The sequence below is a fragment of the Paenibacillus sp. FSL H3-0457 genome (assembly GCF_037981725.1).
In the GTDB taxonomy this organism is placed as follows: domain Bacteria; phylum Bacillota; class Bacilli; order Paenibacillales; family Paenibacillaceae; genus Paenibacillus; species Paenibacillus amylolyticus.
In genome coordinates this window covers 3,589,577-3,605,717 of the sequence record NZ_CP150283.1, presented here as the reverse complement: position 1 = coordinate 3,605,717, position 16,141 = coordinate 3,589,577, and the positions used below count along the sequence as shown (strand labels likewise).

Annotated in this window: 13 protein-coding genes; 2 read left to right on the top strand and 11 right to left on the bottom strand. The window is 46.8% G+C overall.

The genetic code is table 11. The features are described from left to right. Positions 1-78: 78 nt before the first annotated feature. The 6 genes from MHH25_RS15955 to MHH25_RS15930 form a co-directional block, all read right to left on the bottom strand. Positions 79-726: a response regulator transcription factor gene (locus MHH25_RS15955; RefSeq protein ID WP_036615473.1), complete on the bottom strand. Its 648-nt coding sequence runs from the start codon at positions 724-726 to the stop codon at positions 79-81. After that, on the bottom strand, positions 723-1,946 hold the full coding sequence (locus MHH25_RS15950; protein WP_340017501.1) for a sensor histidine kinase: 1,224 nt from the start codon (positions 1,944-1,946) through the stop codon (positions 723-725). The genes MHH25_RS15955 and MHH25_RS15950 overlap by 4 nt, the downstream gene beginning before the upstream one ends. Positions 1,947-2,259: 313 nt before the next feature. Next, positions 2,260-3,876 (bottom strand): glycoside hydrolase family 43 protein, encoded by a 1,617-nt coding sequence (locus MHH25_RS15945; protein ID WP_340017500.1) that lies wholly within the window; start codon positions 3,874-3,876, stop codon positions 2,260-2,262. Positions 3,877-3,938: 62 nt separating this feature from the next. Next, positions 3,939-5,915, bottom strand: coding sequence for a YjhG/YagF family D-xylonate dehydratase (locus tag MHH25_RS15940; protein ID WP_339187126.1), 1,977 nt, complete (start codon positions 5,913-5,915; stop codon positions 3,939-3,941). Between the two features lie 16 nt (positions 5,916-5,931). Then, positions 5,932-7,398, bottom strand: coding sequence for an alpha-ketoglutaric semialdehyde dehydrogenase GucD (gucD, locus tag MHH25_RS15935; RefSeq protein ID WP_036671416.1), 1,467 nt, complete (start codon positions 7,396-7,398; stop codon positions 5,932-5,934). Positions 7,399-7,419: 21 nt separating this feature from the next. Next, entirely contained in the window at positions 7,420-8,295 is an 876-nt protein-coding gene (locus MHH25_RS15930; protein ID WP_076317790.1) for a fumarylacetoacetate hydrolase family protein, read from the bottom strand. A 216-nt stretch (positions 8,296-8,511) separates the two neighbouring features. On the opposite strand from MHH25_RS15930, the gene MHH25_RS15925 reads away from it, so the two are divergent. Next, entirely contained in the window at positions 8,512-9,426 is a 915-nt protein-coding gene (locus tag MHH25_RS15925) for an AraC family transcriptional regulator (RefSeq protein WP_076317791.1), read from the top strand. A 123-nt stretch (positions 9,427-9,549) separates the two neighbouring features. Here MHH25_RS15925 and MHH25_RS15920 read toward each other — a convergent pair whose 3' ends face one another. After that, a complete protein-coding gene (locus MHH25_RS15920; protein WP_076317792.1) occupies positions 9,550-10,971 on the bottom strand; it encodes a family 43 glycosylhydrolase in 1,422 nt (473 codons plus the stop codon). 135 nt (positions 10,972-11,106) lie between these two features. Here MHH25_RS15920 and MHH25_RS15915 point away from each other — a divergent pair, with 135 nt between their 5' ends. Further along, a complete protein-coding gene (locus MHH25_RS15915; RefSeq protein ID WP_282321317.1) occupies positions 11,107-11,916 on the top strand; it encodes an AraC family transcriptional regulator in 810 nt (269 codons plus the stop codon). A gap of 399 nt (positions 11,917-12,315) precedes the next feature. On the opposite strand, the gene MHH25_RS15910 is transcribed toward MHH25_RS15915, so the two are convergent. The 4 genes from MHH25_RS15910 to MHH25_RS15895 all read right to left on the bottom strand — a co-directional run bounded on the left by MHH25_RS15910 (position 12,316) and on the right by MHH25_RS15895 (position 16,019). Next, positions 12,316-13,269 (bottom strand): alpha/beta hydrolase, encoded by a 954-nt coding sequence (locus tag MHH25_RS15910; protein WP_340017499.1) that lies wholly within the window; start codon positions 13,267-13,269, stop codon positions 12,316-12,318. A gap of 56 nt (positions 13,270-13,325) precedes the next feature. Continuing rightward, the gene (locus tag MHH25_RS15905) at positions 13,326-14,378 is read right to left on the bottom strand and encodes an LLM class flavin-dependent oxidoreductase (RefSeq protein ID WP_340017498.1); all 1,053 of its coding nucleotides are present in this window, start codon (positions 14,376-14,378) and stop codon (positions 13,326-13,328) included. 28 nt (positions 14,379-14,406) lie between these two features. After that, a complete protein-coding gene (locus tag MHH25_RS15900) occupies positions 14,407-15,276 on the bottom strand; it encodes an NAD(P)-dependent oxidoreductase (protein WP_340017497.1) in 870 nt (289 codons plus the stop codon). Positions 15,277-15,434: 158 nt separating this feature from the next. Next, the gene (locus MHH25_RS15895; RefSeq protein ID WP_243391313.1) at positions 15,435-16,019 is read right to left on the bottom strand and encodes a TetR/AcrR family transcriptional regulator; all 585 of its coding nucleotides are present in this window, start codon (positions 16,017-16,019) and stop codon (positions 15,435-15,437) included. Positions 16,020-16,141 lie beyond the last annotated feature (122 nt).

Here is a 16,141-nt window from a genome sequence, read left to right as displayed (position 1 = left end):
AACGGATGAGAAAAATAAAAAATCGTACAAAAGGGCAAGACCCAAGTGTACGATCGGGCAAATCTATGAAATGTTTGATTATAAATGCAATATTCCACGCTCTACGGCGACGGCGACGGCCTGCGACCTCGAATCCACACCCAATTTATTGTAAATACTCGTTAAATGAGTCTTTACAGTCCGTTCGGATATGCCCATATCAAAGCCGATCTCTTTACTTCGAGAGCCACGGGCAATTGCTTGAAGCACGATCAGCTCTTTGTCTGTAAGAGATATCCTCGCGGAGGATGACTCTTTCGCCTTTTCTGATGTCTTGTGAGCAAATACTTTCTCGCTGATCTCCGGAAGTAGCAACGTTTCCCCCCGCATCGCTGCATCAATCGAGCGAAATATCATCTCTCTTCCCGTGTCCTTTAGCAAATACCCTTTAGCACCTAAAGCCAGCCCGCGGATCATCATTTCATCCTCGTTATATGTAGTCAAAATAATGATCGGTATATCCATTCCTTTAGCTCTGAGCGCTGTCATGGTATCCAGGCCGCCCATTTCAGGCATGTTTAAATCCAATAGAATTATGTCCGGATTGTAAGTATCTACCCGTCGAATCGCTTCCTTACCGTTAGATGCTTCTGCAATTACCTCGTACCTTTGATTGGTTTCCAGGATCAGCTTAAGTCCCTCCCGAACGACGAAATGGTCGTCCACGATAAGAATCTTGATAGTCATGCGTTGGTTTCCTCCTGCTGTAATGGGATGCGAACAGAAACTTGGGTTCCTTGCTTTCCGCTTTCAATTTCGATCTCCCCGTCCATAATTCGAGTTCGTTCATATAAACCAATTAAACCATAACTACCGGATTGTCTCTCGATGAGGTTGGTATCGAACCCTATTCCGTCATCCGTTATGTTTAGCTCGACTTCCTTTTCCCGTGCAGCAACCACGATTTCTACATTCGTAGCATTAGCATATTTAGCTGTATTGGCCAAGCATTCTCGGATGATATGTAAGCTATGTTCGAAGATCAACTTCGGCACCACCAGATGGGGCATCGATAACCGAGTGACAACACGAATCCCTGTTATATGTGAGAAATGTTCAGCCTCTTCCTTCACTGCTTTAGAAATATCTATGACCTCTGCAGAATACGAACGCAAGTCGTCAATTGCGCTTCTCGCTTCTGAAAGCGTGCGCTTTGCTTGGGCTTTTGACAACTGAACAATCTCGTGGGCACGATGGTTATTATCATTTTCTAAATGCGCATCCACGGCATCAAGCTGCATGATAAGACCTGCCAGCCCTTGTGCAAGGGTATCATGTAAATCACGGGCCATCCTTTGACGTTCATTGGCAATCGTTAGCTCCTCCACTTTCCTGTGCGCTCGTTCCAATTCACGTAAAAACGACTGGGTCCGCAATTTGGCACGAACTTGTTTATAGAACAAAGCAGCATAGCCGATTACGAAAAACATGATGAAGAAGAGCGATGGTACTGTAGATGGCAAATCCTCGGTAGTCCCGAGCCAAACCAGGGAGGCAGAAAACAAGGTACAGTAAAAGGTACATACCAGAAGCACCTTCATCCGTTGAGCGTATACGCCAATACTCTGACCGGCCAAAGCCGTCAATAGACTTACAAAAATGAGAGAATGAGCATTAGGCATGAATAACGCACACCCCCAGACAATACATCCTTGTGTCACAAAATAAATCCAGGGTCTTCGATCGACAACGTATCCGGCATACCAATGCAGCAGAATGTGAACCAGAATGAGAACTGTAAACATCATAAATTCAAACCATGTGGGCAACATCGGTAGCTGGGAGTACAATGCAGAAAAATAAATCAGAATGCCCCAGATCAAAGCAGGCAGACGAGAATCACGCAGAACATTTTGAATATCAGATCGGGAGCTTGTATACGGTTTGTTTATCGAATAATCACTCATGCTTGATCACCTCTATCAGGTACTATCTCAAAACAATCTTCCTAAACACAAAAAAACGGTACATTACTGTACCGATCATTATCTCACTCCATCTATGTTAATGTACGAAGTGTCTCGAAGTCCAGCCCCAGCAGAATCGTCACAATTCCACGCAGCCTTCCTGTTCCGCACTATGCCCTGTTCCTTTACTTCTGCGAGCATATATTCCTCTATTCTGCTGCTTTACTTTCCATGTTCATTCCATGCTGGTTTCCATTTTTGTCACTAACGCTATCAACTGATCATATGGAATAATGTGCCTTTTTAAAGACCGTCACATGTTTTCCAATACACCAGCTGCATGCTTTGTTTCTTTATACATAAAGTAATCAAAATCGGCATGTTTTCGGGTTCCACCTAGATCCTGCACACAAAGACCGATATAGGTTCCCGTAAACCGGATATACTCCGGAGATTCATCGGACAGATGTGTGATATCAACCCACCCGCCTGCTGTATTCCAGGATGAATCAGTATTTAACGCATAATAAAAGCGGGCGCGATCTTGATCCACCACAACCTTTAAACGGAGCGTGCTCACCAACTCTAGCGGAATATCCTCCAGCAGTTCGTCGTATACCCCGTATTTGGACTGAATGATCCCCAGGCAGAGCCCTTTCTCCTCATGATAAGTTACACGTAAGTAGAGATAGTCCTGGGTATCGTAGTACAAAATCAATCCGGCCATTTGCTGTGGATGGTCCGGCGCAAATTCCAGACACGTCTCGGCTTCACACTTCAAGGCCTGAAGTCTCCGTGCGATCATGCTTTGCCTGTGCGTTGAACTCATCGACTCCATGCCGTGCAATCGTAAGTAACCGGGACGTTCCGTCAAGCTGAGCCAAGTCGAATCGGGTGGAATGCGAAGTGTATTCCAATCATGCAGAAGCTCAAAGTGATCGAAATGATCCATTTCAGCAATCGGCTCAAACGGATGGGACTGGATCATCGGTGCAGGCACTTGAACCTCCGGATATCGGTCACCGCTCGCAAGTCTCAGCCAGCCGTCCTCACTCCACGTACATGGCTGAAGTGCGGTCTCACGTCCAAGAATGCAATATTTGTGCTGAACGGGTCGTCCGACCAGATGAGCCATGTACCATTCGCCGGTATGCGTTTCGACCAGACTACCGTGGCCTGCCTTTTGCATAGCTAAATCCGGTCTGCCGTATGAAGTGAGGATCGGATTGGCAGGATCGACCTCATAAGGACCTTGTAACGTACGGGAACGTGCTGAGGTAACCGCATGCTCATAACCGGTTCCACCTTCAGCCGTAATGAGATAATAATAGTCCTTGTGTTTATACAGGTGGGGTGCTTCGGTCAGGCCTAATTCTGTTCCCTTAAATATGTTCATGGCCGGTCCGATCAGCTTATGTTCCTGGACGGAATATTCCTGAAGAACGATGCCTGCAAACCGGTTTTTGCCCTTACGGTGATCCCATATCATATTGACCAGCCATTTGCGTCCGTCTTCATCATGAAACAGGGAAGGATCAAAACCGCTGCTGTTCAGATAAACCGGCTCGGACCAAGGTCCCTCGATATCCGTTGCTGTCACAAGGTAATTGTGGGTATCTTTAAAAGCGCCTACCCGGCTTTTGACATCGGTGTATATCAGGTAAAACACACCGTTGTCGTAACTAAGACAGGGTGCCCATACGCCTCCGGAATTAATGTTGCCCTCCATGTTCAACTGCGTTACACGAGTCAGCGGAGAAGCGATGGGCCGCCAATGAACCAGATCCCGGGAATGGTGAATCCGTACACCAGGGAACCATTCAAAGGTGGAAGTGGCGATATAATAGTCCTCCCCTGCTCGGCAGATGGACGGATCGGGATGGAAACCGGGCAGGATGGGATTGGTGATCATTTTCTTGATCTTATTCATGGAAGAAACCTCCGGTATGAAAGTAATGATCTGTACAACAGCAGATTCACGAAAGGTAGATATCAGTACCAGCCTAGCGCTTTTTTGCCGGCTTCCAGGGCGGTTATGATCCGCTCGACATCATATACATTCCCTCTCCAAGTCCCACCGCTGACCGATTGCAATGCAGCCCAGAGCTTTGTATCATCCGGCAAAGCTTCATCAGGCCTCATATCTGGATGAAAGGGCCTTTGTGCCAGGATGAGAGCACCTTCCTCCGGTGAAAACTCCAATTCGCCTTCTCCGACAAAGTTAATGCTACCCTCCAGCGTGTTACGATCAACCGCGATGTCAATCAGGTCTCCGTTCCGCAGCTTGCCAATCGGTCCGCCTGCCAGCGCTTCGGGGCCAACATGACCAATACATGCTCCGGTGGAAACACCCGAGAACCGGGCATCCGTAATCAGTGACACGTATTTGCCAAAAGGCAAATGTTTAAGCGCAGATGTAAGCTGGTACGTCTCCTCCATTCCAGTTCCCGATGGACCTCGCCCGAGAAGCACAACAACGTCGCCAGCCAGAATACCTCCGGTCTTAATCGCATGGATCGCCTCACGTTCAGTGGTAAACACCTTTGCTCTGCCACGATGACGGTATACGCCATGCTCATCCAGTACAGCAGGATCAATAGAGGTGGATTTGATGACAGAACCTTCTGGAGCGATATTCCCGGTTGGAAATGTTACAGTCGATGAGATTCCAAGCCGCTGAGCGTGTTCTACACTCATGATGACACTGTCCGGATCGATGCCGTCCTGCTCTTTTAACTGCTTCCGCATGAGATGACGGCGTTCCGACGATTCCCACCAGTCCAGTACCTGACCCAATGAAGTACCTGTAACCGTTGGTACAGACTCATCCAACAGACCAAGCTGTCTGAGGTGTAGCATGACCTCCGGTACACCTCCTGCCTGAAAGACACGTATGGTCGGATAAAAGATCGGTCCGTTTGGCAGGGCGCTAACCAGCCTTGGAACATTTTTGTTGACCTGTATCCAGTCCTGTACCGTGGGTACGGTTAAACCGGCGGCATGGGCAATCGCCGGTATGTGAAGAAGCAGATTGGTCGATCCGCCAAACGCAGCATGAACGGTCATCGCATTGCGAATGGATGCATCAGTGACAATGTTTGCCATCCTCATCCCCTGTGACTCCATATGGATGAGTGCACGTGACGATTGGCGCGCCATTTCAAACCAGATGGGCTGCCCGGAAGGTGCAAGCGCGGCATGTGGCACTGTCATACCCAGTGCCTCTGCTACAACCTGGGCCGTAGCCGCGGTACCTAGAAACTGACAGCCTCCTCCCGGTGTAGCACAAGCTCGACATCCTAAATCCGAAGCCATTTCCAGAGAAAGTTCCCCGTTGACGTACCGTGCACCGATGGTCTGAATTTTACCGGCATCCTCTCCATCGGTAGGCGGAAGTGTGACGCCACCGGGAACGATTACACCAGGCAATTGCGGCATGCCGGCAAGTGCGAGCATCATCGCTGGAAGACCTTTGTCACAAGTGGCGACACCAAGCACGCCTTTACGAGTTGGCAGCGAGCGAATCAGTCTGCGAAATACCATAGCGGCATCGTTCCGGTACGGAAGCGAGTCAAACATGCCGGTTGTCCCCTGTGATCTGCCGTCACACGGATCGCTGACATATCCAGCAAACGGGATTCCTCCCCGGCTTGACAGTTCTTCTGCGGCAGCCTTCATCAGCAGGCCGACCTCCCAGTGGCCGGTATGGTAACCGAGTGCTGCCGGGCTGCCGTCTTCATTGCGTATGCCACCTTGTGTACTCAAGATCAGAAATTGTTTTCCGTTCAATTCCCCGGGCTTCCAGCCCATTCCAACATTCTGGGACATGCCGAACAAGTCGCCGCTTGGAGCATTCCGCAGCAAATCATCCGTTAAAGGCAGACGTCCGGCAGCCCCTGGAGCATGTGCTATGATATCGAAGCAGTTGGACGCGGTCTCTCCCATAATCGACGTAATCTGTTCGTACATGATAGCCTCCCACAGTTTATGACTTCACAAAGACCGTTTTGATGGCCGTGAAAAACTCGATAGCCGCTTGCCCCTGTTCTCTGGAGTGTGAACTTGACATCTTCATTCCGCCAAACGGAGCCTGCAGCTCTACGCCGGCTGTTTCTGCATTAATTCTGACCAGTCCTGCATCCATGTCCCGGATGAAAGACAACATGGCTCCGACGTTCTGTGTATAGATGGAAGCACTCAAGCCATAATCGCTATCATTAGCCGCTTCGATGGCTTCCTCCAGGGAATCTACCGCAATCAAGGCCAGAACCGGGCCAAAAATTTCTTCCCGGGCGATGGACATATGGGATTCGACCCCTTCAAATACGGTCGGCTGCACATAGAATCCCTCTTCTAATCCCGGACCGTCCCCTCTTTTTCCACCAGTGAGCAGAACAGCACCTTCATCTTGGCCTTTTTGAATATAACTCAGCACGGTATTGAGCTGTCCTTCGCTTGCACATGGACCCATCCAGCTTCCAGAAGACATGCCGTCACCCAGCCGGATTTCCTGGATTTGCGAGAGCAGCTTTTCTTTGAAAGCATCGTATACTTTTCGTTCAATAATGACCTTGCTGGTGGCCGTACATTTTTGCCCGGTCGATTTCAACCCACCGCTGATCGTGGCTTCCACAGCCAAATCCAGGTCAGCGTCAGCCGCGATAATAATCGGGTTTTTCCCACCCATTTCAAGTTGATACTTGGCCCCACGTGCCAGTGCTGCGCCGCCGACCCGTTTGCCCACTTCATTGGAACCTGTGAACGTTATTCCGCCCACATCCGGATGCTCAGCAAGTGCAGATCCGATCACTGAGCCTCTGCCGCATACCAGATTAAGAACGCCTGCCGGAATGCCCGCCTCTTCAAAACATTCCATTACTTTAGCTGCAGTGACCGCAGTTTCCTGAGCAGGCTTCAACACAACCGTATTACCGTAAATCAAGGCCGGAGCCGTTTTCCAAATCGGAATGGCTACTGGGAAATTCCAAGGAGCAATAACCCCAACAACGCCAAGGGGTACGCGAGTCGTAAACATCAGTGCTTCGCTGTCCGTTGATGGAATGACATCCCCGGTTTTTCGCATGCCTTCTCCGGCGTAATACCTTAAGATTGCTACACCGCGCAGTGTCTCTCCTTTAGCTTCTGGGAGTGTTTTGCCCATTTCCCTGGTCATCGCCTCTGCAACTTCATCGGCCCGGCGTTCCAGCACATTGGCTGCTTGAAATAGATAGTTTCCGCGTTCCGCGCCCGATAACCTCCGCCAATCTTTTGCTGCTTCCTTCGCCGCTGCAACAGCCCGGTTCAGATCCTCTACGCCTGAGGTGGGTACGTAGCCAACTACCTCCTTCCGATTCGCCGGGTTGATGCTCGGTTCGGTTTCACCGGATGTCGCCTTCACCCATTCTCCGTTAATGTAATTGCTGTATGTCTGCTCTACCTGAAATGTGGTCATTGTATTCATCCTCCTTGTACATTAGTTTGAAATGACTGGATTAATAAGTGTCCCGATATCGCTAATGGATATTTCAATGCGGTCCCCTGGTGCAAGTGTAAAATCATTAGGGGGCACAATGCTTGTGCCTGTTAATAACACCGTACCGTCAAAGAGATCGTTATCTCTGGCCAGAAAAGAGACCAGCTCATCGAGTTTTCGGTTTAACTCACTTGTGCTTGCCTCGCTTTTGACAACTATTTCACCTTCGCGATATATTTCGCAGACGATGCTGAACGCATATGGATTCTGCACCGTTTCCGCTAGACGAATGGCTGGCCCTATCGAGCAGGAATTGCGCCACATTTTTGCTTGCGGTAGATATAGCGGATTCTCCCCTTCAATATCGCGGCAACTCATGTCATTGCCAACGATGTATCCCACAATGCTGCCATCCCCGGCAAGCACCAACCCCAGCTCCGGCTCAGGGATCTGCCAATTGGAATCGCTGCGAAGTGTGACAGCCTCATTGGGCCCGACGGTGCGGGCCGCTGTAGATTTAAAAAAGATCTCCGGTCTTTCGGCATCGTAAACTTTATCGTAAAAGGTCTTTGCATCTAGCTTGCCTTCCGTTGCTTCATAATTTCGCGCTTCCCGGCTGCGCTGATAAGTCACACCCGCCGCCCATACTTCCGGAGCTTCCAATGGAGTGATTAGATGTAAGGAAGTCCAATCGTCAGTTAACTTGTTTGATGGTTTAAAAGCGCTTTCAACAAGTTGAATTGGAGAAATCCCCTGCTTTCTTGCTTGATGGATCAAAGTCATAAAATCTGCTTGTGGCAAACGATACGCTTGTTCATCATCCGTAACGGCTGCCAGCCACTTCTGTTGTCCGTCCAGAAATCGAATAATTCTCATTCAAGCTTGCCTCCATTTTTCCCCATCGGGTTGATAATACTACCATAGCACCCGCTATGGTTCATGACGATGTTCTAATCACTCCGACGATTTACCCTTTTCACGCATTTTTTTCTGTTAAGATGAGGTTAGATCCATTAAACTAAAGATAATTTACGAGGATAATCCGATGACAGGATGTTGGAATATAGAATAGTACAAGGGGGTTGGTTTGCTGTGACCAAGCTTTCGGATGCTGTGTATTTAGGTCGTCTACCCGATGTTCGCATGTCTTTTCAATTATTGGGGCTGCATGCAAGAAAAGTAGATTCCAGCTGGACTTATCCGTCTCATGAACATTCAATGTATGAAGTGCACTGGATGATGGACGGGCAGATGAACATGGTTGTCAACGGGCAGTCTTATCGTCAGTCGGTTGGTGACCTTCTGTTCATCCGGCCTGGTATGACCCACTCTTGCACCGGAGCCGGACCGGAGGGGTTCACTTATTTTTCCGTGCATTTCAGCATACACGATACATCCTTTTGCAGAGAACTTAACCGTTGCAAAGACATCTATTATCCGGCAAATTCGAATTTGGCTCTGGGGCTCTCCCCTTCCCTGTCTACCTTGTATGGTCTGGCCACAGAGCATTTGTCTAGCTCGCTAACTTCCTCCAAACAAATGAAGGTACATGCCGCCGTGTTTGAACTGCTCGGTTCCCTGGTCGGTCAGTTATCTCAGCAAGCCTCCGTTACGTTGTCGAGAAAAGAAACCATTGCCCATCAGATTGCTGAGCACATTGAGGATTCGGTAAGATATATCCATCTTCACGGGGAAATTCAGGAGAGCGATCGAACCTGGATTCAGGACATTGCCAAGTCGCTGAGCATTAGCCCGTCACAGGTTAATCGTATTTTTCGGCAGGTATACGGCATCGCTCCGCGCAAGTTTCTATCCGAAACCCTTCTGAACGAAGCGCAGCGGCTGTTAAAGCAAACCGACCTGAACATAGATCATATTGCGATGATGCTGGGGTATAAGACCAATGCGCATTTTAGCCGCCAATTCAAGCGGTGGACAGGCATCGCGCCAAGCGAATATCGTAGCCATTCGCAGCAGGAAGGAGAAGCCAACGTTGTGGATGACTAAAAGTTTAATCATAACCCCCCAAAATTGTCTGAGCCGCATAGGCTGATCGGTCAACAAAACAGCTACTGGATGACCAGCAGCTGCTTTGTTTTGTCTGGATTGCTCAGATCATGTGTTTGAGGATTACGCTAAAATAAATGATGCAAGGCTTGCACTTCCAGAACCTTTGTACGTAAAATACAAAGCCTGTATACCATCTGGAATGGTCATCTCGACTGAATAGGGTTTCCAATGATTGGTGAAATGTACCGGGATTGTACCCAGGACAGGACCGTTCCATGCGGTTTTGACCTCAAATACCCCGTGACAATATCCCCGTACCTTGATCGAGACCTGGCGAATTCCTCGGCAATCAAAGTATTTAAAACCTGCCGTTGCGGATTCAACCATATTGGCGATATATCCGACTTCTTCATCACCGTCTCTACCATCTTGGGTGATCTTTGGAAAGCGGCTGTCCAGCCAGGCTCCTGCCCCGAAACCTCCAGTGTACTTCTGATCATCTTTGGTCAAAAGATTACATGCAAGATATGCGGGGTACTCGCCTTTTCCTTCAAGCGGTCTCCCACTTGGACCAGAGGAGGTCATTTCCACCTGAGGAATGCTGCCGTCCTCTGCAAAAGATATCTTCTCAATACAGCCCTGCCGGTTGAATGCGTCCCCATTGGTATGACGGTGATAGAAGACATACCAGTCTCCGTTGATCTCCACAATGCTGCCATGGTTGTTGCCTCCATAATACATGGGTTTGTCAGCAGGTTTGTAGGAGTCGATATGGAGATCACAGTTGCTTACGATGACGCCCTGATATGTAAATCCTTTATTTGGAAATCGGCTGGTGGCATAACATAATTCATGCATAACGATGGAGGAATACACCAGATAGTAGGTATCAACTCTTTTCCGGATGGAAGGCGCCTCAAAAAATTCATGGCCCTCATAACCGCTGCCCTCACTGTAAGGCTCGCTCGGTGCTACGAATACAGGATCTTCCACAATCGTCAGCATATCCGGACCTAGCATCGTGGCCATCGCGCCATGTCTTGATTGGTCTCCGGCCGCACAGAAGCCGGTATACAGATAAGTGTGCTGTCCTTCAGTCATCACGCCGGGATCGAACTGGGGCTCGTCCCCTTCTCTTTCGCCCAGACGAGTGCCGTCGTCATATTGTACATAACCATAGAATTCATATTTACCGGCAGGTGCATCACATACAGCCACCGAAACAACGGGTACCTTATCCAGCACATAATACAGATAATACCGCCCATCGGGACCCAGCGTAACATCTGGCGCATATAAACACATATGGCCATTCGGATTCAGCGGGTCATCTGTTTTTCGGTAGATCACCCCTTCATTTCTCCAATTCCCAAGGTCATTCACGGGTGCAGACCAGCATACATAATCGTTCAGACAGAAGGCATGTCCGTTAAAACGGTCATGTGAACCATACACATACACTCTTTCATTGAATACATAAGGCTCACTATCAGGTACGTACTCCCAGGATGGAAGATATGGGTTGAACCCCTGCTTGTTCATTCCAGCTACACTCCTCATATCATCGTAATAGTACATTCGTTCTATGAAATAAAGATAACTCTCGTATAATAGAAAATAGCTTAAGTAGAGTATGGGTTATTCTTTTCTACAACTTAAAGATAAAGGGGAAGAACCATGACATCTATTTTTTACGTTGAATGTGACGCGGTACATCAGAATCATTTTGTTTTTGATATCCCTGAAGGACATGATGCCTGGTTATTAGTCATTACACAGACCCCTGCCCAGTTTTGGGTTGATGGACAACTTAAGGAATACCCGGCTCATTGTGCTGTACTTTTCAAACCGTATCAAAAAATATATTATCGGGCTTGTTCAGAGCGCTATATAAATGATTGGATTCGTTTTGAAAGTGATGAACCGTTTGTAACCGATACCTCCCTTCCGCCAGGCACACCTTTCCCGCTGGATGATCCGGAATACTGTCATAAGCTGTTCCAATTGCTTGTTGCAGAGCATTCCTTTCAGAACGATTACCGGGAATCATCGATCAATTGCTTGCTGCGAACCTTGTTCAATAAATTGCTTGAGTCTTGTGTCCAAGAGGATATTAGTCCTCAGCACTATCCTTTGTTGAAGCTTCGAACGGCAATTCATAACCATCCCAGCCATCCTTGGACAATATCAGAAATGGCGAAGATCATAAACGTCAGCCCGGGGTACCTGCAGTTGATGTACAAGAAATCGTTTGGCCTCTCGTGTATGGAGGATGTTATTCATAGCAGAATACGTTTGGCCAAAGAATATCTTAGACATCATTTGTATACGGTTGCAGAGATTGCCGATCGATGCGGTTACCGTAATGTCGAGCATTTTTGCAGGCAGTTCAAACAAATGACCGGTTCCTCGCCTAAACAGTTTCATAAACGACGTGAAGGTGTCCCGGCTGACTTAACAGAGTTGGGATATAAATCTCACTTTTAAGGGGGATGTGCTTTAGATCAATGGAAAAATTCCCACTCTGTCCAATGGGCGTTTACATACTTTAGCCATTTAATCGGTATAAACGTCATCGAGGTTGTTAGCGTTCTCTGCTGTCATTTTAAGTTAAGGTTTTAGACTGTATGATGCAATGACATATTCTCAAGCATGATTGATCAATTATCATATTGTGATACCTTATAATGACATACATTGGAAAGACCAAATCCAAGAGTCTTCCTGATTGGAATCCTGGAGCTTAACCCCATTTCGAACTTTTTGGATTATTTATCTATACTTATATCTCCAAACAAAAGAAGTCACTAATTTAGTGACTTCTTCTGACATAAAGTTTCCTATTATAAATTTTATTTAACCTAAAAGGTTCTGATTCATCAATCCTTAATTAAGGGTTCTATTGGGATGAAGTGCACGAGCCATTGCATCCATATAACCCTTAACAGTACGTTGACTCACTTCTGTTTCTGGAGCAAGAATTTCGAAAAGGTGGAAGCAACCTGGATAGAGGTGAAATTCTACATCCACACCTGCTTGTGCTAATCGTGCCACATACTCCATCGTCTCGTCTCGGAATAGATCGAGCTGACCTACACAAGTATAGGCTGGTGGCAATCCGGCCAAGCTCTCTGCTCTCGAAGGTATTGCATAAGAAGAACTTCCACTGATATCGTTCTCCTCACCAAGGTACATATTCCAAGCAGCCACGTTGTCCGTTCGGTTCCAGATTGAACCCTCTTCTGTAATCTCATGACTAGATGGCGTGATGTTACGATTATCTAACATCGGATACAATGGCATTTGGAAGATAATAGACGGACCTCCTTTATCACGTGCCATCAGCGCGAGTGCTGCTGTCAGTCCTCCGCCACCGCTAGCACCGGCAATCGCAACCCGATTCACATCAATGCCAAGCATTGCTGCTTCCTCCGTCATCCATACCAATCCAGCATAACAATCTTCAATCCCCGCAGGATAAGGGTGCTCAGGAGCGAGCCTATAATCGACTGATACGACAATACATTCTGCTGTCTGAACAAAACGTTCGCACAATTTGTCGTCCATATCTGGATGTCCTAACACGTACCCACCCCCATGAATCCATAACATGGCTGGTAGTAAATCATTCGTTCGTTCGGCTGGCTCATAAATTTTGACCAGCATCTCACCTCCATCCCTCGGAATTTTCCGGCTAGTTGTGTTTACATGCTCTGATTTTTTCACCGATGCAGCCGATACTAAGGTTCTGCTCCACTCTAAATTTTTCTCCAATTCAAACCCTGGAAATTGTGAATATACCTCTCTTAATTCTGGTAATATACGTGTCTCAATACTCATGATAATTCCTCCAAATATAATAATGAATTCGTTCATTTATGTTTTTTAGTTAATCCTTATCTCATTTCAGCTTCCCACTTGGAAATTTCCTCTCGTACTCGCGGTGCAACCTCTTTACCGAGCAGTTCTATAGCCTGCATTACCAACTCATGTGGCATCGTGCTTAAGGGAACATACATCATGAAACGTGTAATTCCTACATGCTTGCGCAGATGAATAATTTTTTGAGCAACTGTTTCCGGATCCCCTACATACAACGCACCATCAGAGCTGCGGGCAGCGTCATAGCTGGAACGATCGTAATATGCCCACCCCCGCTCTTTGCCGAGTTTATTCATGCCGTACTGAGTGGACGGGAAAAAGAGTTCTGCGGCCTTTTCTGTATCTTCTGCAACAAATCCGATAGAATGTGAACCTACCCGAAGCTGTGATACATCATGACCAGCATGAGTTGCCGCCTTTTTATACAGTTCTACAAGTGGCGCAAATTTCGTTGGATTACCACCGATAATTGCCAGAACTAGTGGCAGACCTAGAATTCCAGCACGTATGGCAGACTCCTGAGTACCTCCGCTACCAATCCATACAGGTATAGAATTCTGAACAGGACGCGGGTATACCCCCAGATTATGTATCGCTGGTCGATGGCCTCCATTCCATGTTACTTTCTCGGATTCCCGTAATTTAAGAAGCAATTCAATGTTTTCATTAAATAAATCCTCGTAGTCATGCATGTTATAACCAAACAGTGGAAAGGACTCAATGAAGGAACCTCGACCCGCTATAATCTCGGCACGTCCATTGGAGAGACCGTCAAGCGTGGCAAAATCCTGAAACACACGGACAGGATCTGCTGAAGATAGGACCGTCACAGCACTTGTCAATCGAATCCGTTTTGTGAGGGGCGCGGCAGCGGACAACACCATTGCTGGTGAAGATGCTGCATAATCATCACGATGATGCTCACCTATGCCAAACACATCAAGTCCTACCTGATCTGCAAGGACGATTTCTTCCACGACTTCTCGCAATCGCTGTGCGTGACTCATCACAACTCCGGTCTTAGTATCAGGCTTTGTTTCTACGAATGAAGTAACACCTATTTCCATAATTAATCTCTCCTTAGATTTTCTTTCCTTAAGAGGAATGCTCAAGACAACGGATTAAAGCCGTCCAATCCAACTCACCATAACCATGGGTAATTCCTTCAGAGAGGTGTTGATGAATAAGCTGACCTAAAGGTAGTGGAGCTTGAACTGACTTGGCTGCTTCGATAGCTAATGCAACATCCTTTAACCCGAGCTTCATATTAAAACCGGCTGGTTCAAACCGCTGTTCGGTCATGATCGCGCCATAGTTCTGATATACCGGAGATTGAAAAAGAGCATTCACAACATCCATATATCGGGACGGCTTAATGCCGTGCTTTTCAACCATGAGCTGCGCTTCCGACAAAGCTTCCAGCATTGAAGCAATTAGAAAGTTAACGCCTATTTTGACAATGTTACCTTCTTCGCCACGATCCCCGATCTCAAATATCTCTTGACCTAGTGCTGTTAACATGGGAAGTACTCGTTGTCTTGCATGTTCAGGACCAGCTAAAATAATGCGCAATGTAGCTGCTTTAGCGGCATCCGGGCGCCCCATTACGGTGGCAGACACAAAGTGCTGGTGTCTCTCCGCATGCAAAGCGGATAATTTCCGAGCCAGATCTACGCTGATCGTACTGGCAGATACGTGAATTCCATTTTCAGATAATCCGTTCAGAACTCCATTTGGTTCCTCAACAATCTCTCTCAAAGCAGCATCATCAGATAACATGGTAATTACAAGATTGCTTTCTTTCGCTGCCTCTAGTGGTGTTTGGACATAACGTGCTCCCTGTTTTATTAACGGTTCAACTTTTTCAGGGGTCCGATTAAAGATGACTAATTCATACCCCGCGTTCAACAGGTTTTGTGCCATTGGAAGCCCCATATTACCAAGTCCAATAAACGATACCTTCATTGGTTGCATCTCCTTATTGTTGATGGATTGTTTCGATAACGGAATGAATGTTCCGGAATGATTAAAAAATTATGGTCTTACAGATACTCTTCAAATGACACCTTCAAAATATGAGGAATATAATAACGGAACAATCATTCCAATATTGCTAAAAAAAATTATATCCCTGCAATTACAAAGCTAATCATCTCTTTTGCACGTTCTGGATTTTGACCTGTTTTGGCCATAATATTTATGCTTTGATGTAAATTCAGCAATAAATAAGACAATGTTTTGATATCTGTTGTTTTATCTATCTCTCCCGATTGTTGGCCCTTTTCCAAAAGCTCGCAAAATGCTTGTTCCAAATCCGAAAAACTAGTCTGTATCAAGACATTTATCTGTTCATCTGGTGACTCCAATGTTGTTGCTGTATTTGTTACAAAACATCCGCCCGGTAGGCTGGTATCGTATGCTGAAGCAATATGATACTCAAAAAATTGAAGAATTCCTTCTCTAACGTTGGACGCTTGGTCAAGAATGGTCTGTTTATTGGAACTCCCTTTTTTATAATGCTCCAGAGCATCTCTGTACAAGGTTTGCTTGTCGGAAAACGTATCATAAAGGCTGGATCGGCTAATGCCCATCACTTCCAGTAAATCCGGTATACTAGCAGCCTCGTATCCTTTTTTCCAAAACAACAGCATCGCTTCGTGTAACGCTTGATTTTTGTCAAATTCTTTAGTCCTGGCGATAAGTAACACCTCCCGTTTCAGAAATATAACATATCTGAACTGATCAGTCCAGAAAAGAATCTTGCCGGTTGTTAATCGTTATTAAAAATTTATCCATTGAATAATATATGAGCTATATTTTACATCTAACT

Coding starts and splice junctions, on each gene's coding strand:
- MHH25_RS15955 (WP_036615473.1), bottom strand. CDS start 726: ATGACTATCAAGATTCTTATCGTGGACGACCATTTCGTCGTTCGGGAG.
- MHH25_RS15950 (WP_340017501.1), bottom strand. CDS start 1,946: ATGAGTGATTATTCGATAAACAAACCGTATACAAGCTCCCGATCTGAT.
- MHH25_RS15945 (WP_340017500.1), bottom strand. CDS start 3,876: ATGAATAAGATCAAGAAAATGATCACCAATCCCATCCTGCCCGGTTTC.
- MHH25_RS15940 (WP_339187126.1), bottom strand. CDS start 5,915: ATGTACGAACAGATTACGTCGATTATGGGAGAGACCGCGTCCAACTGC.
- gucD (WP_036671416.1), bottom strand. CDS start 7,398: ATGACCACATTTCAGGTAGAGCAGACATACAGCAATTACATTAACGGA.
- MHH25_RS15930 (WP_076317790.1), bottom strand. CDS start 8,295: ATGAGAATTATTCGATTTCTGGACGGACAACAGAAGTGGCTGGCAGCC.
- MHH25_RS15920 (WP_076317792.1), bottom strand. CDS start 10,971: ATGAACAAGCAGGGGTTCAACCCATATCTTCCATCCTGGGAGTACGTA.
- MHH25_RS15915 (WP_282321317.1), top strand. CDS start 11,107: ATGACATCTATTTTTTACGTTGAATGTGACGCGGTACATCAGAATCAT.
- MHH25_RS15910 (WP_340017499.1), bottom strand. CDS start 13,269: ATGAGTATTGAGACACGTATATTACCAGAATTAAGAGAGGTATATTCA.
- MHH25_RS15905 (WP_340017498.1), bottom strand. CDS start 14,378: ATGGAAATAGGTGTTACTTCATTCGTAGAAACAAAGCCTGATACTAAG.
- MHH25_RS15900 (WP_340017497.1), bottom strand. CDS start 15,276: ATGAAGGTATCGTTTATTGGACTTGGTAATATGGGGCTTCCAATGGCA.